This is a genomic window from Paenibacillus xanthanilyticus (genome assembly GCF_042682185.1).
GTDB lineage: Bacteria > Bacillota > Bacilli > Paenibacillales > Paenibacillaceae > Paenibacillus_Z > Paenibacillus_Z xanthanilyticus.
This window is the reverse complement of the sequence record NZ_JBHUHA010000002.1, coordinates 2,453,528-2,479,226: the sequence shown is the minus strand read 5'-3', so window position 1 is coordinate 2,479,226 and position 25,699 is coordinate 2,453,528. Positions and strand designations below refer to the sequence as shown.

The following is a 25,699-nucleotide window of genomic DNA, read 5'->3' as shown; positions in this document are numbered from 1 at the left end:
GCACGTTCACGGCGGAAGCGAGGACGGGATGAAGGCATTCACGGAGCGTGAGGAACAAGCGGGATATGGCGAACGCGATGAATGGATCACGAGCGTGGGCTTGGATCTGGGAACGAGCACGACGAAGCTCATCTTCAGCCGATTGCGGATTGCCAAGGTGTCGGATGCCGCTTCATTGCCGGCATACCGGATTACAGAGCGGGTGATCGACTATGCGAGCGCCATGCACAGGACGCCGCTTGATGGCGAAGATCGGCTGGATGTGGAGCGAATCGCCTCGCTATTGGCCGACGAATATCGTCTGGCGGGGCGCAGTCTCGCGGACGTCCAGTCCGGCGCCGTCATTATTACCGGCGAGACGGCGAACAAAGCCAACGCCGCCGAGGCGCTGCATGAGCTTGCGGGGCGCGCGGGCGATTTCGTCGTGGCGACGGCCGGCGCGGATTTGGAGGCGGTGCTGGCGGGGAAAGGCTCCGGCGCCGAAGCGTACTCGGCTCGGACCGGGCAGGCCGTGCTTAACGTCGACGTCGGCGGCGGGACGGCGAACGCGGCATTCTTCCGGAGCGGCGAGCTCGTCGCCACTGTCACGCTTCGCATCGGCGGGCGGTTGATCGAACTGGATGCAGGCGGCGAAGCGGTCCACGTGGCGACCGCCATCCGCCCTTGGCTGCGGGCGATCGGATTCGACATTGCGCGCGGCCAGCGGTATGCGCTTGGCGAATACGAAGCGGTCGCGGCGTCGATGGCGGACGCCCTGCTCGGTTATTTGACGGGGCGAACCGCCAGCGGATACGTCAGCACGCTGCTCGTGGGCGAGGCGCCGCCTCTGCTGCCGCCGTTCGATGCGCTAGTGCTGTCGGGCGGCGTGGCGGCGCTCGCGGAGCGGGCGAAGCCGGAATCGATCGCCGAGGCGGCCGCGTACGGCGACATCGGTCTTCTGCTCGCCGCAGCGCTCGTTCGCGCCGCCGATCGCATGCACTTGCGCCGTGTTCCGGCCGCGCATACGTCCAGGGCGACGGTGATCGGCGCCGGGACGCGGACGGTCGAGATTAGCGGGGCGACGGTGCACGTCGCGCCGGGCGTGCTGCCGATCCGCAACCTGCCGGTCGTGCGCGTCGCGCTGCCGGATTGCCTGGATGCGATGCGGGTCGAAGCCGAGATTACGGGAGCGACGGAGCTCGCCATGCGCAGGTATGGCGAAGCGGCCGCGCATGAGGCAGACGGTTCGATGGAAGGACCGGGCGCCCCGTTGTTCGCGTTATTGCTGGCGAGCGGCAGATTGTTGTCCTATGCCGATTTGCAGATAGTCGCGGATGGGGTCGCGTCGGCCTGCCGCAGCTATCTTCCCGTTGCGACGCCCGTGGTCGTCATATGCGAACGGGATATGGCCAAGGCGCTCGGACAATCGCTGTCGCTGCGGCTGCGCTCTGAGCGAAAGGTCGTCTGCATCGACGGCATCTCGGCGGGCGACGGGGATTATCTCGATCTCGGCGAGCCGCTCGCCGGACGCGCGGTCGTTCCGGTCATCGTCAAGACGCTGGCTTTTGCGGCCGGTCAGAGTGAGGAGGAGACGCCTTGAAGCTGAAGACGACGGTGCGGGGGCGGACGTACGCGTTCGCGGACACAAAGGAATTGCTGGCGAAAGCCAACGAGGAGAAGTCCGGCGATCAGCTGGCGGGCATCGCCGCGGCGGATGCCGCCGAACGGGTGGCCGCCAAGCTGGTGTTGGCGGATTTGCCGCTCTCCGCGCTGCGCGAGCAGCCGGTGCTGCCGCCGGAGGCGGACGAAGTATCGGCCATCATCGACGGCGGCGTGGACGAGGCGGTTTACGCCGAGATCAAGTCGATGACCATCGGCGCCATGCGGGAGCGGCTGCTCGCCGCGAGCGGAAGCGAGCAGCTGCGGCTTGGCCGGGGCATGACGAGCGAGATGATCGCGGCGTGCGCCAAGCTGATGAGCAACCTCGATCTGATGCGCGCGGCGCGGGCGATCGAGGTCGTCACGCATTGCAACACGACGATCGGGCAGCGCGGCGTGCTCGCCGGGCGCGCCCAGCCCAACCATCCGGCCGACGACCTGCGCGGCATCGAGGCCTCGTTATTCGAAGCGCTCGCTTACGGCATCGGCGACGCGGTGATCGGCATCAACCCGGTTATCGATACGCCGGAGAGCGTGCGGGCGATTTTGCAGATGACCCGAGAGACGGTAGACCGCTTGGCGGTGCCGACGCAGAACTGCGTGCTCGCGCACGTGACGACACAGATGCGGGCGATCGAACTCGGCGCGCCGATGGATCTCATCTTCCAAAGCCTTGGGGGCACGCAAGCAGGCAATGCGGCGTTCGGCATCGGCAAGTCGCTGCTCGACGAGGCGGATGCGATGATTCGCGAACGCGGCACGGCGGCGGGGCCGAACCGTTGGTATTTCGAGACCGGGCAGGGCTCGGAATTATCCGCCGAAGCGCATCGCGGCATCGACCAGCTCACGCTGGAAGCGCGCTGCTACGGGCTGGCCCGTCATTACCAGCCGTTCATGGTCAACACGGTGGTCGGCTTTATCGGCCCGGAATATTTGTACGACGGCAAGCAGGTGACGCGGGCGGGGCTGGAAGACCATTTTATGGGGAAGCTGCACGGCCTGCCGATGGGCGTCGACGTCTGTTACACGAACCATATGAAGGCGGATCAGAACGACATGGACAATTTGGCAGTGCTGCTCGGATCGGCGGGCGTCAATTTCTTGATCGGCGTGCCGCTTAGCGACGATTGCATGTTGAATTACCAGTCGACGAGCTATCACGACATCGCGACGGTGCGGGAGCTGTTAGGACTGCGACCGGCGCCGGAGTTCGAACGATGGCTGGAAGCGAGGGGCTTATTGGAGAACGGCGTGTTGACTGATGCCGCCGGAGACCCGACCATTTTTCGTTGAAGGGGGCGTTCGGCCATGACTTGGCAACCGAAATCCGCCGAGCTGCTGCAACGGCTGCAGCGTTCGACGCCGGCTCGGATCGGCGTCGGCCGGGCGGGCAGCAGGCCGACGACGGCGGAGCTGCTCAAGCTAAGGCTCGATCACGCGGCGGCCGTCGACGCGGTGTATAGCGAAGTGCCGGATGAGCTGTTGAAGGAGCTGGGCTGGTTCGCGGTCGATACCCCTAGCGGCGACAAGGAAACGTACCTGAAGCGGCCGGATCTTGGGCGTAAGCTAATGGCAGAGGCCGAAGCCATGCTCCGCAACCGCTGCACGATGCGCCCGCAGGTGCAGATCGTCGTCTCCGGCGGCTTGAGCGCGCAGGCGATCGAAGCGAATATTCGCGATATTTACCCGGCTTTGCTCGATTCGCTGCGCGTGCTCGGCCTGTCTTGGGGCACGACCTTCTACGTGCGCAACGGACGGGTGGCGTGCATGGACGCGATCGGCGAGCTGCTTCAGCCGGAAGTCATGGTGCTGCTGATCGGCGAGCGGCCCGGCTTGGCATCGGCGGAATCGTTGAGCGCATACATGGGCTACCGCCCGCGTCTGGGCGCCTTGGAGTCCGATCGTAACGTCATCTCCAACATCCACAAGCGGGGCACGCCGCCCGTCGAAGCCGGGGCGCATATCGGCACCGTGCTGCAGGCGATGCTGGACCAGCGGACGAGCGGCACGAAGCTGCGAGTTTAATCGCAAGGCAGCGGGCGGAGAAGGGCCGCATCACGAAAGGTGATGCGGTTTTTTGGCGCGCTCGGGCCTATTGCGTCTGTGCGCGGTTATGGGGCAATGGTGGGCGAACTATAGTGACCTGTAGAGCGCTAACGGTTGCGTGGAGCGTCAGCGGGCGCGAAAGCGACTTGCAGATCGTACCCGGGTGCGTGAGGTGGCGAGAGGGGCGAACGTCGAGAATTTCATGCGCTTCACCCTGCAGCCACCGCCATTTTTAAACGAAATTTAACTTCCCATTCGCCCGGCGATTTCCTATGATGAGGGCACGATAAGGCTGACCCGGCGAGCCGGGGCTTCCTTCTACTTCCTACGAAAAGCTGGTGATCCGCGACATGCGAAGCGTGCTTTATATAGAAGACGATCTTGAGATCGGGCGATGGACGAAAGGGGATCTGGAGGCCCGCGGTTATCAGGTGGCGTGGCTCACCTCGGGTGATGGCGCGGCGGAGCGGGTGCGCGAATCGGATATCGTCGTGCTCGACGTCATGCTGCCCGGTCTCGACGGCTTCACGGTCGGCCAGAGGCTGAAGCGGGAGGCGCCGGACGTGCCGATCCTGATGCTGTCCGCGCGCAGCTCGGTCGACGACAAGCTGCAGGGACTGCAGTTCGCGGACGATTATTTGACCAAGCCGTTCCATCCCGAGGAGCTGGCCGCCCGGCTCGAGGTGCTGCTGCGCCGCTTCGGCCGGGACGAGGAGCGCGACATCCGCATCGGCCATCTGGCGATCGATCCCGGCCAGCCATCGGTGGTCGATACGCGCAGCGGCGAGGAAATCGCGCTGACCGCCAAGCAGCTGCAAATTCTGCTGTACTTCCTCAAGCATCCGAACCAGATCGTGACGAAGGAGCAGATCTATGAGGCGGTGTGGGGCGAGCCGTACATCGAAGGCGACAAAACGGTCATGGTCCACATCCGCTACCTGCGGGAGAAAATCGAGCTTGATCCCGGCTCGCCGACGATTCTAGAGACGATTCGCGGCTTGGGTTACCGGGTGAAGCGATGAGGCGACTCCGGTTGTTCAAGCTCAAAGACTCGCTGCTCTCCAAATACGTGCTCATCATCTTGTGCGCGATGGTGCTGCTGCCCATGATCCTGCCGATCATCTCGCTGCTGACCTACATGCCGCTCCAATGGCGGGAGTCGCTCGGCGTGACGGATGAACGCTACCGGGACGCCGCGACGCTGGAGAACATGTGGCACGAGGAGGCGGCGAAGCTGGGCGGCGCCAGCGAGCGAACCATCGCCGCCCGCCTGGGCGCGATTCAGGCGCGCTACCCGAAAGCGGCGGTATTCCGCGTCGACGCGCAGGGGCGGACCGGATATCAGCTGCCCGTGGATCCGAAGCGGCCGGCCATATGGACGCCCGCCTATACGGTCGCGTTCATGAAAGAACGCTTCTCCGGCGACCCGTTCACCGTCATCGCGTTCGTCGGGGACGATCGGACGCAGGGCTTCATCGGCTTCGAGCTGCCGCGCAGCGCGATGAGCCCGAGCGGCGCCGCGTCGCGGTATGGTTCGGCGTGGCTCGGCGTGTCGGTCGTGCTCGGCGGCTCTATGCTCATTCTGGCGGTGTTCCTCTCGATTTCGCTGCTCTTCTTCTATCGCATTCGGCGCCGGCTGGTGCGTCTGCAGGCCGCAATGACCGACCACGCGGCGGCGGGCGGCATTCCCGCGCAGGTCGCGGTGCTCAACCGGGACGAGATCGGCCGGCTGGAGCAGGCGTTCAACGACATGGTCGCGAAGCTCGCGGCGAGCCGCGCGCGCGAGGCCGAGGAGGATGCGCTGCGACGCGAGCTCATCGCGAAGCTGTCGCATGACCTTCGTACGCCGCTCACGGCCATCCGCGGCCATGCGTATAGTCTGCGGGCCGAGCGCTTGAGCGATCGCGGCGCGGAGTCCGTCGCCTTAATCGAGAGCAAGACGGGGTATCTTGGCCAGCTGATCGAGAACCTCTTCTCGTACTCCCTGCTGTCGGCGGGCAAATATCCGTATCGCCCGGAGCGGACCGATGTCGCGCGGCTGGCGCGCACCTTCTTCATCGGCTGGTACCCGGTTTTCGAGCAGGCGGGCTTCGAGATTGATCTGGAGCTGCCCGAGGAAGCCGTCTATTGGGAGGTCGACCCGCAGTGGCTCGGTCGCGTGCTCGATAATTACTGCCAGAACGCGCTTCGTCATGCGCGAAGCGGGCGGTACGTCCGTTTCGCGCTCCATCCGCAAGCCGGGGGCCGCCTCGTCATCGAGGACCGCGGGCCGGGGATGAGCGGCAGCTCGCCCGAACGCGGGGCGGGACTGGGGTTGTCCATCGCCGCGCTGATGCTGAAGGAGATGGGATTGCGCAGCGAGGTGCGCACCGGCGAGACCGGCACGCGCATCGCGATCGCGCCGCTTTTTTAAACGAAGCTTAAACAAGGCGGGCATGTTCCTTTAACCTGGCTTCGCTATGCTGGATAGCGAGGTGAAGAACATGAACGAATGGATTTTGCAAACGAATGGGCTGACCAAGCAGCTGGGCGGCAAAGCCGTCGTGAACGACGTCAGTCTGCGTATCAGGCAGGGCGATATTTACGGATTCCTGGGGCCGAACGGCGCGGGCAAAACGACGACGATCCGCATGCTGCTCGGCTTGGCCAAGCCGACGCAAGGAAGCGTGCATATATTCGGCAAGGAACTGAAGCGGGAGAGGATGGCCATCCTGCGCAAGGTCGGCTCGCTGGTGGAATATCCGTCTTATTACGGGCACCTGACCGGATACGACAATCTGGAGGCGCTCCGCCGCATCCTGGACGTGCCGCGTCAGCGGATCGACGAGGTGCTCGCGATCGTCCGGTTGACCAAGGATGCGCGGCGGGCGGTGAAAGGCTACTCGCTCGGCATGAAGCAGCGCCTCGGAATCGCGTCCGCCCTGCTCGGACAGCCGGACCTGCTCATTCTCGACGAGCCGACGAACGGCCTGGACCCGGCGGGCATTCTGGAGATCCGCGAGCTGATCAAAAGCATGCCGCAGGCGCACGGCGTCACGATTCTCGTCTCCAGCCACCTGCTGTCCGAGATCGACCAGATGGCGAGCCGTGTCGGCATTATCGCGAAAGGGCGCATGATCTTCCAGGACGAGATCGGCGCGCTCCGCCAGCGGTCGCAAGCCCGCATCCGCTTCAGCGTCAGCGAGCCGGAGGCGGCGTGGAAGCTGCTGCTGGCCAGCGGTTATCATGCCGACTGGGACCGCAGCCGGCTGAGCGCCGAAGGCGGCGACGACCGCGCGGTGGCGGCGATGGTGGCGAAGCTGGTCGAGCATGATTTCGCGGTGTACCGGGTGGAGGAGGAGAGCGCTTCGCTGGAGCGCATCTTCCTGGAGATGACCGGCGGGGAGGGGAGCCTCTGATGCTCGCGCGCATCCTCTCCGCGGAATTCCTGAAGATCCGCGGCAAAATGCTCTGGTTCCTCGCAGTGCTCGGCCCGCTCGGCGTGGCGGGGCTGCAGGGCGTGAACTACGGCCTCCGTTATGATTACCTGATGAATGTGTACAAAGACGATCTGTGGGGCGGACTGATCAGCAACGTAAGCGCCATCACGCTGCCGACCTTATTCATCGGCCTGGCGATTCTAGCGTCGATGGCGGCGGGCATCGAGCATCAGACGAACGCGTGGAAGCAGACGCTCGCGCTGCCGGTGCCGAAGACCGCCGTATTCGCGGCGAAGGCGCTGCTGAACGTCCTGCTGCTCTTCGTCTCGAGCACCTTGCTCTTCATCATGACCATCGCGCTCGGGGCGGCGCTCGGATTCGACCTGGGCGATCTCCCTTACGGCGAGCTGCTGCAGACGTTGTATTACCCGTACGTCGCCGCCTTGCCCTTCATGGTGCTGCAGGTGTGGCTCAGCGTGACGCTGGCGAACCAGGCGGTGCCGCTGACGGTCGGCATTGTCGGTATGATAGTCGCGATGTTCGGCTCGCGCTTCGATGATTGGGTGCCCTACAAATGGCCGCATCTGCTCAACGGTGCCGGCGAGCCGCTCTACTCCGTCCTGGCCGGCGCGGCCCTCGGCGTCGTGCTCCTGTTCGCCGGGATGGCGCAGTTCGCTCGAAAGGACGTGAGCTAGCATGCTGCGATTGATCCGATCGGAATGGATGAAGCTGAGACGGACGGTCATCTGGGTCGTGGCGGGAGCAAGCCCCCTGCTGGCCGGTCTTGTCGGCTATGTCGGCGCGCGAGGGGGCGGCGAAGACGCCGATTGGCTCGGTGCGCTCGCCTTGATGGCCGCGCTGCACGCGATGCTGTTCCTGCCGCTGCTGACCGGCGTGTTCGCTGCGCTGGTGTGCCGCTTCGAGCACGCGGGCGGCGGCTGGAAGCAGCTGCTGGCGATGCCGGTATCTCGCACCCAGCTGTTCGCGGTCAAGTATATATACGTCATGTTCCTGCTGCTGCTGACGCAGCTGCTATTCCTGGCGGCGCTGCTCGGCGTCGGCGCGGTGCTCGGCTTCCCGGGCCCGGTGCCGTGGCTGGCCATCCTCCGCTCGGTCGGCGGGGGCTGGGTGGCGTGCTTGCCGCTCGCCGCGCTGCAGCTCGGCGTCTCGACGGCGCTGCCGAGCTTCGCCGCGCCGCTGGCGGTCAACGTCGTGCTGACGATGCCCAATTTGCTCGTCATGAACTCCTCGACCTATGGACCGTATTATCCTTGGGCTCAGCCGCTGCTGGCGATGATCCCGATGGAGGGGCACGGCATGGCGGCGATCAACTTATCGCCGACGACGCTGTTCGGCGTCATTCTTGGCAGCTTTGCCGTGTTCCTGGCGGCAGGCTGGGCGTATTTCATGCGCAAGCCGGTGTGAGTCGGGACGGCTCCGCACGCTAGCAATAGGGAAGGCGCGAACGCGGCACGATACCGCGGCGCGCCTTTTTTGGCGTCCGGCACATTTCCTGCATCCTCTCGTTTCGTCAAGTCTTGCCCTTCGCGTCCGGCTTTGGTAAGGTCAGGGCAAGATAAAGGAACGCGAAGGAGGAAGCGGGCATGAAGCTGGATCGTCTGCTGGCCATCACGATGCTGCTGTTGAACCGCCGCAGAGTGAGCGCCAAGGAGCTGTCGGAGCGGTTCGAAGTGTCGCTGCGCACGGTCTACCGGGACTTGGAGACGATCAATCAGGCGGGGATTCCGGTCGTCTCGTACGCGGGGGCGTCGGGCGGCTACGAAATCATGGACCAATACCGGCTCGACCGGCAGTTCCTGTCGATGGAGGAGCTGCAGTCGATCATCATCGCGCTTCGGGGCATCCGCTCCTCGATGGAGGAGCAGGATATTCCGGCGCTGCTGGACAAGGTCGGGGCGCTCGTCGCCAAGTCGGAGCGCGGAGCCGCAGGTCTCATGAGCGAGCAGGTCGTGATCGACATGAATCCGTGGCAGGGCGGCGCCGCGGTGAAGGAGCTGCTCGCGCGGCTGAAGGACGCAATCCGGGAGACGCGGGTCGTCCGCTTCGTCTACACGAGCGGACGCGGCGAAGAATCGGGGCGCGACTGCGAACCGCTCGGCGTCGTGCTCAAGGGTTATTCCTGGTATTTGTACGGCTACTGTCGGCTTCGGCAGGATTACCGGATCTTCCGTCTGAGCCGGATCGAACGATTAACGACGCTCGAGCAGCGCTTCGAGCGCCGCGAATCGGTTCCGCAGGAAATCACGTACGACCGGATCGGAGCGGGCGACGTGACCGAACCTCATGTCAACCTGCTGCTTCGCTACCAGCCGAGAGCCAAGGCGAGAGTGATGGATTATTACGAGCCCAGCCAGATCACGATCGAGCCCGAAGGCACGCTGCTCGTCGCCGCGACCCAGCCGGAGGAGCCGTGGCTGTACAGCATGCTGCTGTCGTGCGGGACGGACGTGCAGGTAGTGGAGCCGGAGCATGTGGCGAAGGAGCTTGCGGCCCGCGCCCGGGCGATCGTGTCGCTATACGAGCGGGAGACCAAGCTGGCCGTGGTACAGACGGACGCGTGAGGCGGCGGCGGGATGCGGTTGGAACGTCGGTAAACGGCCGATCGCCATCGCGGGTGCCGGTTCACGAAATTCCCGTAGACGAGTCCGAATCGCTGCCATACTGTTGTCAGTAGAGGTTGGGTATGCTGTTGTCGTGCAGGCGGGACGACCGCCGCAACTACGGACAATAGCTAGGAGGAATTCCTTATGTTTACTTCGATCGCAGCTTTCGAGGCCGGCTGGATCCACGAATCGAAAGCGACTCAACGGGTGATGGACGCCCTGACCGACGCGTCGCTGGTCCAGGCGGTCGCGCCGCAGCACCGTACGCTCGGCCAGTTGGCCTGGCATATCGCGTCGACCCCGCACGAGATGCTCACCCGCACGGGACTGGAATTCCCGGCGTCCTGTCACGAGGAGAAGGCGCCGGACTCGGCGAAGGCAATCGCCGAGGCTTACCGCTCGACGAGCGCGGCGCTGCTGGAAGCGGTCAAAGCGCAATGGAACGACGAGAAGCTGCAGGAGTCGGTCGACATGTACGGCGACCAGTGGCAGAACGGGCTGACGCTCCATATCCTCATCATGCACGAGGTGCATCACCGCGGCCAAATGACGGTGCTGATGCGGCAGGCGGGGCTGCGCGTGCCGGGTCTGTACGGCCCGACGCGCGAGGACTGGATCGAGTGGGGACAGGAGCCGCTGCTGTAACCGCGAGGAGACGATGCGAGAGGCGAGGAAGGCCGGGCGGCGAGCCCGGCTTTTTGGCGTGCTTGGCGGCGTGCTTGGCGGTGTGCCTGGCGGCGCGTTCGGGACGGCTCGCCGCGCCGGGGTTCTCGTCACGGCTCGACGCTCGCGGACAGCGTCGTTCACAGTCTTTCTCGGGCGGACGTTCACCGCGACGGATCTCCGCCTCAGGCGGCCTCATGAAGAAACACTTTTCCCGCGATCAGTCGCGTTTCGGTGATCCAATATGCCTTAGTTTGCGTCTATTTATATATAATAGAGGTAATGGCGGTTAGAGGAGGCGGAGGCGAAAGTGGGGAATTGGCTAGCGGGAATTCGAAAAGGATACGGGCGCAAGCTTGCGCGGCTGCATGCCTGGAACGGATGGCTCGTCGTGCTGCTGGCGCTGAGCGGGCTGGTGCTGTTCGGCGGCTTCTGGCGCGGCGTGCTGGGCGAAGGGCGCGTGTGGGTGCGATGGCTCCATATCGGGGCGGGAATCGCTTCGCTCGTGCCGGTGCTCTATTACCTGGTGCTCGCAGGCAAGCACTGGAAGCAGCTGCGGGGCAAATTCGCCCAGAAGGCGAACGTCGTCATCGTGCTGGCGCTGCTGGTCGGATGGCTGATCTCGGGCCTGGCGTTGTGGCAATTCCGCTTTGTCGGCCCCTTCTGGTCGAACACGGCGCTCGCGGTGCATGATTTGCTCACGTGGGTCGGACTGCCGTACGTTATCTACCATTCGATCACGCGCACCAAGTGGTTGAAGGAACCGCACCGCCGTACGGTTAAGACAGACGGCGGCGTTCCGTCGAGCGCGGGACTTCACCCCGCCGCAGGTCCGCAGTCGCTCCTGACGCGGCGCGCCTTCATCAAGACGGCGATCGGCGCGGGCCTCGCGGTGACGCTCGGTCCTTCATTCCTTCGCTGGGCGGGCGGCATCCTCGGCCCGGGCGCCGCCAATACGGAGGAGCTGATCCGCAAGGACGCGAATCGGCTGACGCCAGCGCCGCAGCCGCTCCCCGAATCCGTCGCGCCGATCGGAGGCGGAAGCAAAGGCAGCTTCCGGGTTTACACGGTGACCCCGATTCCTTCCTTCGACAACGCGACTTGGTCGCTTAAGGTCGACGGGCTGGTGGAGAAGCCGCTCGTCTGGAATTGGGAGCAGTTCGTCCAGCTCAAGCGGACGGTGCAGGTGAGCGATTTTCATTGCGTGACGGGATGGTCGGTCTATTCGAATACGTGGGAGGGCATTCCGCTGAAGGAGCTTCTCCGCATGGCCGGCGTCCGCGCCACCGCGCGCACCGTCAAGCTGTACTCCGGCGACGGCGTGTATACGGATTCGCTTACGCTCGAGCAAGCCGCGATGGACGACGTCATGGTAGCGGTGCTGCACGACGGCAAGCCGATTCCGAGCGATCTCGGCGGGCCGGTACGGCTGGTCGTGCCGAAAATGTACGCGTACAAGTCGGTCAAGTGGTTGAACCGCATCGAGCTGATCGACACGGACCATACCGGCTACTGGGAAGAGCGGGGTTACGCGAAGGATGCCTGGGTGTAGCGGCTTTGGATAACGAGAATAGCGAAAAACCTCCACCCCTCGCATACATACGGGGGATTGGAGGTTTTTTTAATACAAGCCGGTGCTGACGGTTTAGGGTCAGATGTTATTTATCTGTTTTGTTCTTCGTCGTCTGGAAGTTCGTCACGGACTTTGCGTCTTCGATCGTGTCGTTCACGAACGCCATGTCCTGATTTTTGGCGGTCATGTTCGTGGTGCCTTTATAATTGCCGGCATGCGATTTGTTCTCCATGCTCTCACCTCCCGTAGTCTTGGCAGCGATAGTATGCCCGGAGCGCATAGCGGACATTCGCCCGAGCGCGAGCAAGCCGGCGCCTGCGCGCCTTTCCATCGCTGTCCGCTTCGGGTATAATGTCCAAAGAACTGTATTTCGTGAGCTGAGGTGTCTATCTAATGGGTTTGAAAGCAGGTATCGTCGGATTGCCGAACGTCGGCAAATCCACGTTGTTTAACGCAATTACGCAGGCGGGCGCAGAGTCCGCGAACTATCCCTTCTGCACGATCGATCCGAACGTCGGCGTCGTCGAGGTGCCGGATCCGCGGCTGGACAAACTGACCGAGATGGTGACGCCGAACCGCACCGTGCCGACGGCGTTCGAATTTATCGATATCGCCGGCATCGTGAAAGGCGCGAGCAAAGGCGAGGGTTTGGGCAACAAATTCCTCGCCCACATCCGCGAAGTCGACGCGATCGTACAAGTCGTGCGCTGCTTCCAGGACGAGAACATTACCCACGTGGCGGGCAAGGTCGATCCGATCTCGGATATTCAAACGATCAACCTGGAGCTGATCCTGGCCGACGTGGAATCCGTCGAGAAACGCATTGATCGCAGCCGCAAGAACATGAAGGGCGGCGACAAGAAATACGCGCAAGAGGTCGAGGTGCTCGAGCGGATCAAAGAAGCGCTGTACAACGACCAGCCGGCGCGCAGCGTCGAGCTGACCGACGACGAGAAGCTGCTCGTGCGCGAGCTGCACCTGTTGACGATGAAGCCGATCCTCTATGCAGCCAACGTCAGCGAGAGCGAAGCGGCGAACGCGGACGACAATCCGTACGTGAAGCTGGTGCGCGAATACGCGGCGACGGAAGGCGCGGAAGTGGTGCCGATCAGCGCGAAGGTGGAGTCGGAGATCGCGGAGCTCGAAGGCGAGGACAAGGCGATGTTCCTCGAAGAGCTTGGCTTGGAAGAGTCCGGCTTGAACCGCCTCATCCGTGCGGCTTACAAGCTGCTCGGCCTGTATACGTACTTCACGGCCGGCGTGCAGGAAGTGCGCGCATGGACGATCCGTCAAGGAATGAAGGCGCCGCAAGCGGCGGGCGTCATCCACACCGATTTCGAGCGCGGCTTCATCCGCGCCGAAGTCGTGGCGTACGATGATCTCGTGGCGGCGGGCTCCATGAACGCGGCGAAGGAGAAAGGCCAGCTCCGCCTCGAAGGCAAGGAGTATGTCGTGCAGGACGGCGACGTCATGCACTTCCGTTTCAACGTGTAGCGCGAACGTCTTGAAGGAAGGACCCGGGAAGCCGGGTCCTTCGGCGTGTGTGCGGACAGGGGGCATGGGGGACAAGCGCCTGCCCATAGAAGGCAGGGCCGCATGTGCATCGCCGTTTGACGGCGTCCGGGGCAAGAAGCGCCCAGAATTCGCACATTTATGGAGCGGCCTGCGTTATGTTATACTACTAGATACGACACTAACGAAATTATACGATTTAGGGGTGAATGCACGTGTTAGACCGTTTGCAAGCAGTCGCCGACCGGTACGAGAAATTGAGCGAGCTGTTGTGCGATCCCGATATAGCGAGCGATCCGAAGCGTCTGCGCGATTTCTCGAAGGAGCAGTCCGATCTGCAGCCTTCGTACGAAGCGTACACGGAATACAAGCAAGTGCTCGAACAGCTGGACGACGCGAAAGTGATGCAGGGCGAGAAGCTGGACGACGAGATGCGCGAGATGGTGAAGATGGAGATCGAAGAGCTGACCGAACGCAGGGACCAGCTCGAAGAGCACATCCGCGTTCTGATGCTGCCGAAGGACCCGAACGACGACAAGAACGTTATCGTCGAGATTCGCGGCGCGGCGGGCGGCGACGAAGCGGCTTTGTTCGCTTACGAGCTGTACCGGATGTACTCCAAGTATGCCGATTCCCAAGGCTGGCGCGTCGAGCTGATGGAGTTCAGAGAGAGCGACCTGGGCGGCTTCAAGGAAGTTATTTTCATGGTGGCCGGCAAAGGCGCCTACAGCAAGCTGAAATTCGAGAGCGGCGCGCACCGCGTGCAGCGGATTCCGGTGACGGAATCGGGCGGCCGCATCCATACGTCCACGTCGACGGTCGCGGTCATGCCGGAGGTCGAAGAGGTGGAAGTCGAGATTCTCGACAAAGACATCCGCATCGACACGTTCTGCTCGAGCGGCGCCGGCGGCCAGTCCGTCAACACGACGAAGTCCGCGGTTCGCGTCCTTCATGTGCCGACGGGCATCATGGCGACGTGCCAGGACGGCAAATCGCAGAACGAGAACAAAGCGAAGGCGCTGCAAGTATTGCGCGCGCGCATCTATGATATCCGCCGTCAAGAGGAAGAGGCGAAATACGCGGGCGAGCGCAAGAGCAAAGTCGGCACGGGCGACCGCAGCGAGCGGATTCGCACGTACAACTTCCCGCAGAGCCGCGTCACCGATCACCGTATCGGCCTGACGCTCCACAAGCTGGATTCGGTCATGAACGGCGACCTGGATGAAGTCATCAACGCGTTGACGCTGACCGCACAGACGGAATTGTTGGAGAAAGAAAACCTCGCGTAAGCGACACGGAAGGCTGCCGTCCCGCAGAGGGCGGCAGCTTTTGTTATGCGCGGCGCGAACGGCCCGGGCAGGCAAGGCAGAGGATAGCCGGAAGGCGGAAGGATGTGAGGTGGACATGACGACTACGGGATCGGCGGGTTACGGGGGCGGAAGCGCCCCGAATGATACGATCGGCGCGCGGATCGTGGCGGCCGTGCGGATGCTAGCGGAGCGGGGCATCGGCGAGCCGCGCGAGAACGCGGAGCGGCTCATGATGCATCTGCTCGGGGCGGACCGCGCCCGGCTGTTGATGGATTGGGGCGAGCCGCTCCCGCCGGGGCGCGCCGAAGCGTGGCAGGCGCTCGTGGCGCGCAAGGCGGAGGGCGAGCCGCTGCAGTATATCGTCGGCGAGCAGTGGTTCTACGGCTTGCCGTACATGGTGACGCCGGCGGTGCTCATTCCGCGTCCGGAGACGGAGCTGCTGGTGGAGGCGGTGCTGGAGGCGGTCGACCGTCTGTGGCCGGGGGCGGAGGGATCCGCCGACGCTCCTACGGCTGATGCGGGCGCGGCGCCGACGGTGCTCGACGTCGGCACCGGCAGCGGGGCCATCGCGGTGACGCTGGCGGCGCTGCGTCCGGCGTGGCGCGTGGTCGCGTCCGACCTGTCGCCGGACGCGCTCGACGTCGCCCGCGCGAATGCGGCGCGCCATGGCGCGGCGGCGCGCATGCGCTTCGCGCAGGGCGACCTGCTCGCGCCGTTCGTGGCGCGGCGCGAGGAAGAGGCGGGCGCGGACGGCGGCGACGGGGTCGCCGGCCTGCGGATCGACGTCCTCGTCTCCAACCCGCCGTATATACCGGCGCGGGATATCGAGGACCTCCAGACGGAGGTGCGCGATTACGAGCCGCGCCTGGCGCTCGACGGCGGCGAGGATGGGTTGAATCCGTACCGCGCGATCGTGGCGCAGCTGCCCGAGCTGGCCGCGCTGCCGCGGATCGTGGCCTTCGAGCTCGGGATGGGGCAGGCGGAAGCGGTCGCGGATCTGCTCCGCGGCCTTGGCGCATGGCCCGAGATCCGCGTCATTCGGGATTACGGCGGCATCGACCGCCACGTCATTGCCATCGCCCCATAGCTAAAGGGTAGCTGTTCGTCGACCCCCCGCGTCTATGCGAAGACGCGGGGGTTTTTAGGTTTGCGCTTATTTATATCGGCAGGCTGCGATCATGGCTTTCGTGGTTTCTTCCAGGGTTTGCCTATCGTTCGATACGCCGTTTTCTCAGCCGACGTTGCCTTTGTCGACCGACGCATGCGCGCGTTCCGACTTGCATACAAACGCGCTTTTATGGCAACCATCCAACTATGAAAGAATGGTCGGAGGCGCAAATGGAAATTACGGTTATAACGGGCATCTCCATGCTCCTTCTCGTTACCCTGCCGGTCATCATGCAGCGCGTGCATCCGTTCGAGGGATTCCTGGTATGGGGCTGGATCTTGTTCCTGCATAGCAACTATATGTGGCTGCTAGGTCTGAACGGGGAGCTCTTCGCGCTGCCAAAGCTGATGCTGGCTGTCGTTGCGCACGCGCTAGCCGTTCAAATTATTTTCCCGGTCATCGTCTTGTTATGCATTCGCTACGGAACCGATGCCGCTAGCGGCCGAGCTAAGCACCCGCTGCTCCTTGCGGCGGTAACGCTCGCCTTGCTGGCCGGTTTCGAGCAGCTTGAGGTGCTGCTGGGCGTCATCGACCTGAAGGCGAAGTGGCATTTCGGCTATTCGCTCGGATATTGGTGCGTCTTTGCGTTGTCTACCTATGGGGTGTGGCGGGGCGCGCGAAGGCTGGCACGGAAGGAAGTCGGGCTATGAGACTGGATTGGCCGGCGCAGTTTGACGCGAACGAATGGTTTCTGCTGCTTTCTCTATTGACGGTCGGCGGGTGCTCCTTATGGCTGCCGCGGCGGTTTCCGTCGATCATCACGGCCCTTTTGTACGCGATGGGGCCAATCATGGCGATGAATGCCGACTTCCTGCTGGGGGTACCGCCGATCGACGTCTACAACATTAACGATTCGGGCCGTTACGAGGTATTCGACCTGTTGTTCTATATCGTCTATGCGCCGTTCTCGTATCTGTTCATCTATGCCTTCGACCGATGGCGCGTGCGGGGGCTTGCGGTCAGCTTATATATGCTCGCGTTCTCCGCGCTCGGCGTCGGCTATGAGCAGATCGCCAACTGGTGTCACGTCTTCCGCTACAAGAACTGGAACCTTGGCTATTCCTTCGCCATTTACGTCTTCGTTCAAACGCTATACTTGGCTCTCGCATGGGGAATCCGGCAAATATACGAGCATACAAAGCGCGAGGACGCGCCGGAGTGGCCGTGAAACGAACGAAACCTCCGCGTTCCGATCGGCGCGCGGTCGAAGTCTGCCTCATCTAGTAGGAGATGTTCGATCGCGCCGTCGATGGGCGCGGAGGTTTTGTTTGTAGCCCGGATGATTTCTGGGGCGGCTAAGTCGTAAGTTTTTCGACCGTTAACCTGTGCAGTCATCCTGTCCGGCAGCAGCCGCGCTTCCAGCACCATGACGATGGAATCCGGCAACTTGCTGACGAGGGGGAGAATGGTCATACCGCGCCGGCTTGCTCATCTGGAGCGCGTTCACGCGCTTGAGGTCGCGTTCATCGTTAAATGCTATACGCTTCTTGTTCTTCGTGGTGCTCGAGCTTCTCCAGCACGAGCGTCCGCAGCTCGGTGAACGACCGCCCGGTTCGCTTGCGCGGGTAGGGGAGATCGATCGGCACGATCGCTTTGATGCGGCCGGGACGGGCATCCATGACGACGACGCGGGTGGAAAGGAAGACAGCCTCGTCGATGTCGTGCGTCACGAGCACCATCGAGGTCCGGTTCGTCTGCCAAATATCGAGCAGCGCTTCCTGGAGATGACCGCGGGTAAAGGCGTCGAGCGCACCGAACGGCTCGTCGAGCAGCAGCACCTCCGGCTTGCGGAGGAGCGCCCGCGCGATCGCCACGCGCTGGGACATGCCGCCCGACAGTTGGCGCGGATAGGCTTTCTCGAATCCGCCGAGCTTGACGAGCTTGATCAATTCGTCGACGCTGCGGCGAACGTCCGGGTCGCGCAGCGACAGGTCGGCGGCGATATTGTTCTCGACGTTCAGCCAAGGGAACAGCCGGTGCTCTTGAAAAATAAACCCCTTCTCCTGCGACGGCTTCGTCACCGCCTTGCCCTTGAGCAGCACTTCCCCCTGAAAATCCTGGTCCAGACCGGCGATAATCTTCAGCAGCGTGCTTTTGCCGCAGCCGCTCGGTCCGATAATCGTCGTGAAGTCGCCGTCATGCACCGTCAAATCCAGCGTGTCCAGCACATGGGTCGCCCCTTGTTCGCCGTGAAAGGTTTTGCTGACACCGCTTATCGCCAGTACGGGTCCTGCCGTCATGAGCCCATTCACTCCTTCATCTCGCATATGAGCATAAAAAAAGAGACCGGCAGCATGAAAAAACGCGCTGCCGAATCTCCAGGTAGACTAGTCGATTCGTTCGTTATAGACTGACTCATTCGTTACGATGTGCCCTATCTTAGCATTGCGACCGGTTTATCGTCAATACCCGACTAAACGGGTAGGAAAATTTAAACTTGGCTGTCGGGATGGAAATCGGCAGCGAAGCTCTGGTAAGATAACGGGGATTCAACGTCAACGGCGACAGGAGGAACATATGCCACGAAATCCGGAACGAGACCAGCAGCAGCGCGAGGAGAGGCGCAAGCACATCCTCGACGCCGCGGCCCGCGTGTTCGCCCGCCGGGGCGTGCTGACGAAGATGGTCGACATCGCGGCGGGAGCCGGGATGAGCCATGGGCATTTATATAACCATTTCGCCTCGAAAGAGGAAATATTGCTGGCCGTCATCGAACGGGGACAGACGATGTACGGGACGATCTTGCGAAGGGCGATCGCCATGCCCGGCACCGCGGCGGAGAAATTCCGCTATGTTGCGACTCGATCGCTGCCCGGCGTCGGTGACCCCGATATTTATCTCGTGCTGCTGCAAGCGGTGTTCACGGACGTGCTGACCGGCGAGGAGAAGCAGATGATCCTGGATCGGGCCGGGCAAAATCTGGCGCTGCTCATTCAGCTGATCGAGGAAGGCCAGCAGGACGGCACGGTCATGGAAGGCGACCCGGTTCAACTGGCGACGCTGTTCGGCACGCTGATCCAGAATCTGATGCTGCTGGAGATGCGGGGGTACGCGCCGGCGACGCCCGAGACGATCTCGCTGCTCCTGACGATGCTTTCCCCCAAGCGAGAGACGGAGACGGCATGTGGTTCGGGCGTATGGGAAAAAGAGGGTTGACAATGTGTTTTGCCCCCTGCTACGATTTGTTCACGCCACAAGCTGAACGGAAATTCACCCTGTAAGAGCAGAGCGGCTTGAGGCCCCATATGTACCGATCGCATCGGAATCGACTGGACGACCAGAGATTCGGCCGCAAGCCTTGAATCTGCGCGTGGAGTCTTTTTTTATACCAAAATCCTATTATTCGGGTAAGAATTTAATTAATTATGAAGGGGCGTTTACTATGAACATAACGACGACCGATTATTTATCCCGCGAGTATCTTCCGGTTCGTGAAATTCGTGCAGGAGCCCGCCATTTGCAGCGATTGCCGGAGGGGGTGGAGCCGCAGCCGTACACGCTGTTCACGCTGAAGCCGCTCGGACCGATTATCGGCGCGGAGATCGAAGGCGTCGATCTTGGCCAGCCGGTCGGGCCGGAGCTGAAGGCCGAGCTGCACCGCGCTTTCCTGGAGTGGAAGGTGCTCTTCTTCCGCAACCAGACGATCGACAGCAGCCAGCAGCTGGCGTTCGCCAAGCTGTGGGGCGAGCTGGAGAAGCATCCGTTTCTACCAAGAGGCAGCGCGGAAGAGGTGACCCGCTTCGAGAAAGGCGCGGATATGACGGGCAACGAGAACGTCTGGCATACCGATGTCACGTGGCGTCTCGACCCGGCGCTCGGCTCGGTGCTGCGGTTATCCGAAGTGCCGCCGCACGGCGGCGATACGCTGTGGGCCGACATGGCGGCGGCGTACGATAATTTGCCCGAAGACGTGAAACGGCGAATCGACGGCTTGACGGCGATCCACGATTTCACGCCTAGCTTCGGCCGACGTATGACGCCGGAGATTCTCGCGGCGAAGCAGGAAGAGTTCCCGGCGGCGGAGCACCCGGTCGTCCGCACGCATCCGGAGACGGGCCGCAAGACCTTGTTCGTCAACGCGGCGTTCACCGTGCGCATCGTGGGGCTTGCGCCGGAGGAGAGCGAGCAGTTACTGAACTACTTGTTCCGTCAAGCACAAATTCCGGAATACCAAGTGCGTTTCCATTGGAAAGCCAACTCGATGGCATTCTGGGATAACCGCGCGACGCAGCATTACGCGGTGTCCGATTACTTCCCGCACCGCCGCGTAGCGGAACGCATCTCGATCGCAGGCGACCGACCTTACTGATCGGGCGTGGCAAAATGTAAGCTTATGCTTCCCATCTTACCCATAATCGGCGGCCATCCGCCCCAAGGAGGAAGAAGAGAATGAGTGAAATCGTGAAGAGCCAAGCGGTAGCGTTGGAAGTCGTGCCCGTCGCGGGCCGAATCGGCGCGGAGATCCGCGGCGTGGAGCTGTCCGCGGATCTAGCCCCGGAGGTCGTCGAAGCGATCGAGGAAGCGCTGCTTGCCTATAAGGTACTGTTCTTCCGCGGTCAGCATCAGCTGGACGATGCCGGCCAGGAGGCGTTCGCCAAGCGGCTCGGCGAGCTCTACGCGCATCCGACCGTCCCCGTGAAAGCGGGCACGAACGCCGTCCTCGAGCTCGACTCCGAGCATGGCGGCCGGGCGAACTCCTGGCACACGGACGTGACGTTCGTCGAGGCATACCCGAAGGCGTCCATTCTTCGCGGCGTCGTCATTCCGCCGGCGGGCGGGGACACGGTATGGGCGAATACGGCGGCGGCCTACGACGATTTGACGCCGGAGCTGCAGGAGCTGGCGAACGGGCTGCGCGCCGTGCACTCCAATGCGTACGACTACGCGGCCGTCATTCGCCGCGACGTAACGGCGGAGGACATTCGCAAGCATCGGGCCGTATTCGCCTCGACGGTGTATGAGACGGAGCATCCGGTCGTCCGCGTCCACCCGCAGACGGGCGAGCGCCATCTGCTGCTCGGGCACTTCGTGAAGCGGATCTCCGGTCTCAAGTCGGCCGATTCCGAGCGCATTCTGGCCATTCTGCAGGAGCATGTGACGCGTCTGGAAAACACCGTCCGTTGGCGCTGGGCGGCAGGCGACGTCGTCATCTGGGATAACCGCGCGACCCAGCACTACGCCGTGAACGATTACGGCAGCGCGCACCGCGTCGTCCGCCGCGTCACGATCGCCGGCGACGTACCGGTCGGCATCGACGGCCGCCGCAGCGTCTCGCTGCTGCCATTGCCGGAGCAGAACGAAGAGGAAGCCGTGTAAACCGGCGTATAGGCGCATGAAAAAGCTCGGTCCGTTTGGCGTAAAGCCGTACGGACCGAGCTTTTTGTTGGCCTTCATAGGGATAGGCGCGTAACGCCGGCATGTCTGGGCGATGCCTTAGAAGCAGCCGCCGTCTGGCCAGCGGCCGGATAGCTCGCTAAGCCCGCCAGTCTGCTTCGTGGCCGTACTCTCTTGGTTTCTTAGTTCCCCGTCTGCAGCAGCGCGGCGATCTCGCCCACGATCTCTTCTTGCAGCCGATCGCGGTTTTCCCACGTCACGGGCAGCACGCGCACGCCGGGCAGCGCTTTGAGCGCATCGGCAGCCGCGTCGCTCTCCTCCATAATGCTGCCGAGCAGGATGCCCGGCTCCGGGCTCGCGATCAAACCTTGGATGTAGGGGAGAAAATCCGGATCGCTCAATTGCATCCGGCCGATCTCGTCCGCCACGACGATTTTGCCGCTGTCCTTCGTTTCGGCCAGCGACCGCCGCACCTCCTCGTTGAACCACCCGGGACGCACGCCGTACCGGCCAACCCGGTGCGGGCTGTTCAGCCCGACATGGGCCAGCGGAAGCGTCCCGCCCCCGAGCAGCACGCACGTAAAGCCCATCCGCTCGGACGCGTCGCGGATTTCTTCCGTATAGAAGCCGCCGAAGCGCTCGGCGCCCACCGTATCGATGATTCGCTTCAGCAGCGTCGTTTTCCCCATCTGAGACTTGCCCGTCAGCAAGATTGTATGCATGATGCATGCCTCCCCGGTATCATAATCGGCATCCGGCAGTGACCTGGATGGTACCATTCTATGACAAACCGCGAATGCCTAACTCTATTATTTAACCGCTAAAGTATGTTGCGCAACACCCTGATTTTGGGAATCGAGCCGGACAACCCTTGTCAGGAGAGGCCATATTCGGGACACCAGAGCCTCTCAACCTGCCTCGTTAAATTTCATAGAGCCGCTAGGTTTAAGCGCGAGATTCACGGACATACTGGGGATATAACGTTCCGGGACGCAAGCCAAGTGCACCGACGGGTGCCGCGAAGGAGCTTGTGTATATGATCCGCACTTATACCCGTTTTCCTTATCAAAAGTCCTTTGGTTACCTGTTCGTCATTCTTGCGATTTTGTTCATGAGCTGGGAGAGCCAGCGCGCCGATGCGGCCATCGCCGGCGGCGATATTCCCGAGGAATCCATTCGTCTGCGCATTCTCGCCAATTCCGACAGCGCGATCGACCAGTCGGTCAAACGCCATGTCCGCGACGCGGTCGTCGAAGAGATGGGGCGCTGGGTGAACGCCCAGCACTCCATCGAGGAAGCGCGCCTGACGATTCATGCCCATATGACCGATATCGAGCGCGTCGTGGCGGAGGAGCTGCAAAGCCGCGGCTTCGAGTACGGGTTCAAGGCCGAGCTCGGCATCGTGCCGTTCCCGACCAAGATGTACGGCAGCAAAGTCTATCCGGCCGGCGATTACGAAGCGCTCCGCATTACGCTGGGCAGCGGAGAAGGCCAAAACTGGTGGTGCGTGCTGTTCCCGCCGCTCTGCTTCGTGGATGCGGTCAGCGGCGAGGCAACGGCGGCAGCCGCAACGACGGTGACGGCGGACACGCAAGACGGCGGAGCAGTGGTCAAGGCGGGAAGCGAAGGGGCAAAGCCTGAAGCAGGCGCGTCGGACGCGGACGCCCAGCAGGCGCCCGAAGTGAAGTTCTTCCTGTGGGAAGTGCTGGCGTCGATCTTCTCGTTCTTCAAAGGCCTGTTCGCTTAAAGACGCATTCTCGCAGATGGTGCAAGCCCCGCCGGGCGACGGCGGGGCTTTCGTTTGCCTGCCGGGTTCTGACGCGCGACAGGCTTCCGGCTGGACAGGCTGTGGTATACTAGAAGTCAAACGATGAACGCGACAAAGGATTGAACGCAGATGAACAGAACGATAGAATGGCGCGTCGACGCGGACGCGCCGAAGTCCGAGGAGCTCATGGAGGCCGCCCGCCTGCTGCGGGAGGGGCAGACCGTCGCCTTCCCGACGGAGACGGTATATGGCCTCGGGGCCGACGCGCGCAGCGACGAGGCGGTCGCCCGCATCTTCGAGGCGAAGGGACGGCCGTCGGACAACCCGCTGATCGTCCATATCGCGGACCGTGCGCAGCTTGGCGCGCTCGTGCTGCCGTGGGGAGAGCTGGCGGAGCGTCTCATGGACCGTTTTTGGCCGGGGCCGCTTACGCTCGTGCTGCCTGCCGCGCCGGGCGCGGTGTCTCCGCGCGTGACCGCCGGACTGGATACGGTAGCGGTGCGGATGCCTTCCCATCCGGTAGCGCTGGCGCTGATCGCGGCCTCGGGCTGTCCGGTCGCGGCGCCGAGCGCGAACCGTTCCGGCCGGCCGAGTCCGACGCTTGCCGCGCACGTGGCGGGCGATCTGGCCGGCCGCATCGCCGGCATCGTGGACGGCGGCGCCGCGGGCGTCGGTCTGGAGTCGACCGTCGTCGAGATCGAAGGAGAGACGGTGCGCATTTTGCGCCCGGGCGGCGTCACGGCGGAGGCACTTCGCGAGGTCGCCGCGCGCGTGGAATACGACGCCGTCGCCGCTCCGGGGGCGGCCGGCTCCGCAACCGCGATCGGGCAAGCGCCGGAGCGTAACGCGCCGCCGCGCGGGCCAGGCCACACCAGCCTCTCTGCCGCTCCGGCCGTCCAGCCGGCCGCCGACACCGCGCAGGCGCCCGCCCTATCCGCCGACGCCGCCCTGGCGCCGCGCTCGCCAGGCATGAAATACGCGCATTACGCGCCCCGAGGCGTCATGGAGCTGGTGCAGGGCGAAGCGGAGGCCCGCCGCGCCTATATCCAGCGCGAGGCGCACGCTGCCCGGGCGCGCGGCGAGCGCGTCGGCATCCTCACATTCGACGAACACGCCGGGCTCTATGACGCCGACGACGTTATTTCGCTCGGCAGTCTGTCGCGTCTGGACCACGCGGCGCAGGCGCTGTATGCCGCGCTTCGGGCATTCGACGACAGAGACGCGCAGCGCATATGGGCCGAAGCCGTCCCGGAGACGGGCATCGGCCACGCGCTTATGAACCGGCTCGTGAAGGCGGCGGGTCACAGGGTCGTCCGCGTCTAGCCATGTCCTGCCCCAACCCGCCAATCATGTTTCGCCCCTTGTCCGCATATGCTCTGATGAGACTTGGACAGGGGGTATGACGATGATCGAGGCGAGCTTGCAGACCGGCCAATTGTTGACGCTCATCATCATGGCGGTGGCGCTCGGGATGGACGCATTTTCACTGGGAATCGGAATCGGGTTGAAAGGAATCCGGCTGCTTGATATTGTAAAGCTAAGCGTCATTATTGGGCTTTTTCATATTATTATGCCGCTGCTGGGCATCTTCACGGGGCAATATGTCGGCTCGCTGCTCGGCGGGGTGGCCACGGTCGTCGCCGGCGGACTGCTGCTGCTGCTGGGCGGGCATATGATTTACAGCTCGCTGCGCGGAGAGGAAGTGCCGTCGTTCAACCACCGCTCGGTGTTCGGCTTGACCGTGTTTGCGCTGAGCGTGAGCATCGATTCGTTCTCGGTCGGCATATCGCTGGGCATGTTCGCCGCCGACGTGCTGCTGACGGTGCTGCTCTTCGGCTTTATCGGCGGGCTGATGTCGATTCTGGGGTTGCTGCTGGGTCGCAAAGTGAGCAAGGGGCTGGGCGAATACGGCGAGGCGCTCGGCGGAATTATTTTGTTAACCTTCGGCATCTTGTTTATACTGTAGGCAGTGGCACGAACGAACGTCTCGTGAAGGAAGAATCGCCTAGACGGCGCCGCTTTTCGGATGACGAAGGAGGGGGACTTATGCTGAAACGGATTTTGTTTGTATGTACGGGTAATACCTGCCGCTCTCCGATGGCGGAGGCGATGCTGCGCGAGCAGGCGCGCCTCCGCTCGCTGCCGATCGAGGTTCGCTCCGCGGGCGTCTCGACGGTCGACGGCTTGCCGGTATCCGAGCACGCGCGCGCGGTGCTTCGCGGCCGGGGCATCCCCGATGACGGCAGCTCCACCGCGATCGGGAGCGATTCGGTGGAATGGGCCGACCTGGTGCTTACGATGACGACCGGACACAAGCGGCATCTGCTGCAGCGTTTCCCGAACGCGGTGGACAAGACGTTCACGCTGAAGGAATACACGCAGACCGACGAGTCGGTCGTGGCGGATATCGCGGAGCTCGAGGCGCTGTACACCGAGTGGCATATGAAGCAGGCGCTCGGCGGACAGCTGTCGCCGGAAGAGCGCAACCGGCTGCTCGAGCTGGAGCGCCGCATCCCGGGCTTTGATATCGCCGACCCGTTCGGCGGCTCGCTCGAGATGTACCGGATTTGCGCGGACGAGATCGCGCAGTCGATGGACAAGCTGCTCCTCAAATTGTACGGCGAATCGCCGAAAGCGGATTGAT

Annotated in this window: 26 protein-coding genes; 23 read left to right on the top strand and 3 right to left on the bottom strand. The window is 63.1% G+C overall.

The window, feature by feature from the left end; translation table 11 throughout:
- Positions 1 to 28: 28 nt before the first annotated feature.
- The 11 genes from ACFSKT_RS28455 to ACFSKT_RS28405 all read left to right on the top strand — a co-directional run bounded on the left by ACFSKT_RS28455 (position 29) and on the right by ACFSKT_RS28405 (position 11,942).
- Positions 29 to 1,579 carry an ethanolamine ammonia-lyase reactivating factor EutA gene (locus ACFSKT_RS28455; protein ID WP_377719133.1) on the top strand — a complete coding sequence of 517 codons (1,551 nt, stop codon included), beginning with the start codon at positions 29 to 31 and terminating at the stop codon, positions 1,577 to 1,579.
- Complete coding sequence (locus ACFSKT_RS28450; RefSeq protein WP_377719132.1) at positions 1,576 to 2,931, top strand: ethanolamine ammonia-lyase subunit EutB; 1,356 nt, start codon at positions 1,576 to 1,578, stop codon at positions 2,929 to 2,931. The genes ACFSKT_RS28455 and ACFSKT_RS28450 overlap by 4 nt, the downstream gene beginning before the upstream one ends.
- Before the next feature lie 15 nt (positions 2,932 to 2,946).
- A complete protein-coding gene (eutC, locus tag ACFSKT_RS28445; RefSeq protein ID WP_377719131.1) occupies positions 2,947 to 3,663 on the top strand; it encodes an ethanolamine ammonia-lyase subunit EutC in 717 nt (238 codons plus the stop codon).
- 371 nt (positions 3,664 to 4,034) lie between these two features.
- Positions 4,035 to 4,706 (top strand): response regulator transcription factor, encoded by a 672-nt coding sequence (locus ACFSKT_RS28440; protein WP_377719130.1) that lies wholly within the window; start codon positions 4,035 to 4,037, stop codon positions 4,704 to 4,706.
- Between the two features lie 11 nt (positions 4,707 to 4,717).
- On the top strand, positions 4,718 to 6,097 hold the full coding sequence (locus ACFSKT_RS28435) for a sensor histidine kinase (RefSeq protein ID WP_377719129.1): 1,380 nt from the start codon (positions 4,718 to 4,720) through the stop codon (positions 6,095 to 6,097).
- Positions 6,098 to 6,167: 70 nt separating this feature from the next.
- The gene (locus tag ACFSKT_RS28430; RefSeq protein WP_377719128.1) at positions 6,168 to 7,082 is read left to right on the top strand and encodes an ABC transporter ATP-binding protein; all 915 of its coding nucleotides are present in this window, start codon (positions 6,168 to 6,170) and stop codon (positions 7,080 to 7,082) included.
- Positions 7,082 to 7,798 carry an ABC transporter permease gene (locus ACFSKT_RS28425; RefSeq protein ID WP_377719127.1) on the top strand — a complete coding sequence of 239 codons (717 nt, stop codon included), beginning with the start codon at positions 7,082 to 7,084 and terminating at the stop codon, positions 7,796 to 7,798. The genes ACFSKT_RS28430 and ACFSKT_RS28425 overlap by 1 nt, the downstream gene beginning before the upstream one ends.
- A gap of 1 nt (position 7,799) precedes the next feature.
- Positions 7,800 to 8,528: an ABC transporter permease gene (locus ACFSKT_RS28420; RefSeq protein ID WP_377719126.1), complete on the top strand. Its 729-nt coding sequence runs from the start codon at positions 7,800 to 7,802 to the stop codon at positions 8,526 to 8,528.
- Positions 8,529 to 8,707: 179 nt separating this feature from the next.
- Positions 8,708 to 9,685 (top strand): helix-turn-helix transcriptional regulator, encoded by a 978-nt coding sequence (locus ACFSKT_RS28415; RefSeq protein WP_377719125.1) that lies wholly within the window; start codon positions 8,708 to 8,710, stop codon positions 9,683 to 9,685.
- 186 nt (positions 9,686 to 9,871) lie between these two features.
- A complete protein-coding gene (locus ACFSKT_RS28410; RefSeq protein WP_377719124.1) occupies positions 9,872 to 10,372 on the top strand; it encodes a DinB family protein in 501 nt (166 codons plus the stop codon).
- 328 nt (positions 10,373 to 10,700) lie between these two features.
- Positions 10,701 to 11,942, top strand: coding sequence for a molybdopterin-dependent oxidoreductase (locus ACFSKT_RS28405; protein ID WP_377719123.1), 1,242 nt, complete (start codon positions 10,701 to 10,703; stop codon positions 11,940 to 11,942).
- A gap of 106 nt (positions 11,943 to 12,048) precedes the next feature.
- On the opposite strand, the gene ACFSKT_RS28400 is transcribed toward ACFSKT_RS28405, so the two are convergent.
- Positions 12,049 to 12,195 carry a hypothetical protein gene (locus tag ACFSKT_RS28400; protein WP_377719122.1) on the bottom strand — a complete coding sequence of 49 codons (147 nt, stop codon included), beginning with the start codon at positions 12,193 to 12,195 and terminating at the stop codon, positions 12,049 to 12,051.
- 161 nt (positions 12,196 to 12,356) lie between these two features.
- Here ACFSKT_RS28400 and ychF point away from each other — a divergent pair, with 161 nt between their 5' ends.
- The 5 genes from ychF (at position 12,357) to ACFSKT_RS28375 (ending at position 17,121) form a co-directional block, all read left to right on the top strand.
- Positions 12,357 to 13,457, top strand: a complete 1,101-nt coding sequence (gene ychF, locus ACFSKT_RS28395; RefSeq protein ID WP_377719121.1) for a redox-regulated ATPase YchF — start codon at positions 12,357 to 12,359, stop codon at positions 13,455 to 13,457.
- Positions 13,458 to 13,690: 233 nt separating this feature from the next.
- A complete protein-coding gene (gene prfA, locus ACFSKT_RS28390; protein ID WP_377719120.1) occupies positions 13,691 to 14,764 on the top strand; it encodes a peptide chain release factor 1 in 1,074 nt (357 codons plus the stop codon).
- A gap of 115 nt (positions 14,765 to 14,879) precedes the next feature.
- Positions 14,880 to 15,872, top strand: coding sequence for a peptide chain release factor N(5)-glutamine methyltransferase (prmC, locus tag ACFSKT_RS28385; RefSeq protein ID WP_377776374.1), 993 nt, complete (start codon positions 14,880 to 14,882; stop codon positions 15,870 to 15,872).
- 251 nt (positions 15,873 to 16,123) lie between these two features.
- A complete protein-coding gene (locus ACFSKT_RS28380; RefSeq protein ID WP_377719118.1) occupies positions 16,124 to 16,603 on the top strand; it encodes a hypothetical protein in 480 nt (159 codons plus the stop codon).
- Complete coding sequence (locus ACFSKT_RS28375; RefSeq protein ID WP_377719117.1) at positions 16,600 to 17,121, top strand: hypothetical protein; 522 nt, start codon at positions 16,600 to 16,602, stop codon at positions 17,119 to 17,121. Before ACFSKT_RS28380 ends, ACFSKT_RS28375 begins: the two co-directional genes overlap by 4 nt.
- Positions 17,122 to 17,422: 301 nt before the next feature.
- On the opposite strand, the gene ACFSKT_RS28370 is transcribed toward ACFSKT_RS28375, so the two are convergent.
- Positions 17,423 to 18,193: an ABC transporter ATP-binding protein gene (locus ACFSKT_RS28370; protein ID WP_377719116.1), complete on the bottom strand. Its 771-nt coding sequence runs from the start codon at positions 18,191 to 18,193 to the stop codon at positions 17,423 to 17,425.
- Positions 18,194 to 18,470: 277 nt separating this feature from the next.
- On the opposite strand from ACFSKT_RS28370, the gene ACFSKT_RS28365 reads away from it, so the two are divergent.
- The 3 genes from ACFSKT_RS28365 (at position 18,471) to ACFSKT_RS28355 (ending at position 21,269) form a co-directional block, all read left to right on the top strand.
- A complete protein-coding gene (locus tag ACFSKT_RS28365; protein ID WP_377719115.1) occupies positions 18,471 to 19,109 on the top strand; it encodes a TetR/AcrR family transcriptional regulator in 639 nt (212 codons plus the stop codon).
- A 226-nt stretch (positions 19,110 to 19,335) separates the two neighbouring features.
- A complete protein-coding gene (locus tag ACFSKT_RS28360) occupies positions 19,336 to 20,262 on the top strand; it encodes a TauD/TfdA dioxygenase family protein (RefSeq protein ID WP_377719114.1) in 927 nt (308 codons plus the stop codon).
- 80 nt (positions 20,263 to 20,342) lie between these two features.
- On the top strand, positions 20,343 to 21,269 hold the full coding sequence (locus ACFSKT_RS28355) for a TauD/TfdA dioxygenase family protein (protein WP_377719113.1): 927 nt from the start codon (positions 20,343 to 20,345) through the stop codon (positions 21,267 to 21,269).
- Positions 21,270 to 21,469: 200 nt separating this feature from the next.
- Here ACFSKT_RS28355 and ACFSKT_RS28350 read toward each other — a convergent pair whose 3' ends face one another.
- The gene (locus ACFSKT_RS28350; RefSeq protein WP_377719112.1) at positions 21,470 to 22,009 is read right to left on the bottom strand and encodes a nucleoside-triphosphatase; all 540 of its coding nucleotides are present in this window, start codon (positions 22,007 to 22,009) and stop codon (positions 21,470 to 21,472) included.
- Positions 22,010 to 22,323: 314 nt separating this feature from the next.
- On the opposite strand from ACFSKT_RS28350, the gene spoIIR reads away from it, so the two are divergent.
- From spoIIR to ACFSKT_RS28330, 4 genes are all read left to right on the top strand, one after another.
- The gene (spoIIR, locus tag ACFSKT_RS28345; RefSeq protein WP_377719111.1) at positions 22,324 to 23,034 is read left to right on the top strand and encodes a stage II sporulation protein R; all 711 of its coding nucleotides are present in this window, start codon (positions 22,324 to 22,326) and stop codon (positions 23,032 to 23,034) included.
- 150 nt (positions 23,035 to 23,184) lie between these two features.
- Positions 23,185 to 24,378: an L-threonylcarbamoyladenylate synthase gene (locus tag ACFSKT_RS28340; protein ID WP_377719110.1), complete on the top strand. Its 1,194-nt coding sequence runs from the start codon at positions 23,185 to 23,187 to the stop codon at positions 24,376 to 24,378.
- A gap of 82 nt (positions 24,379 to 24,460) precedes the next feature.
- Complete coding sequence (locus ACFSKT_RS28335) at positions 24,461 to 25,021, top strand: manganese efflux pump MntP (RefSeq protein WP_377719109.1); 561 nt, start codon at positions 24,461 to 24,463, stop codon at positions 25,019 to 25,021.
- A gap of 80 nt (positions 25,022 to 25,101) precedes the next feature.
- Positions 25,102 to 25,698, top strand: coding sequence for a low molecular weight protein arginine phosphatase (locus tag ACFSKT_RS28330; protein WP_377719108.1), 597 nt, complete (start codon positions 25,102 to 25,104; stop codon positions 25,696 to 25,698).
- Position 25,699 lies beyond the last annotated feature (1 nt).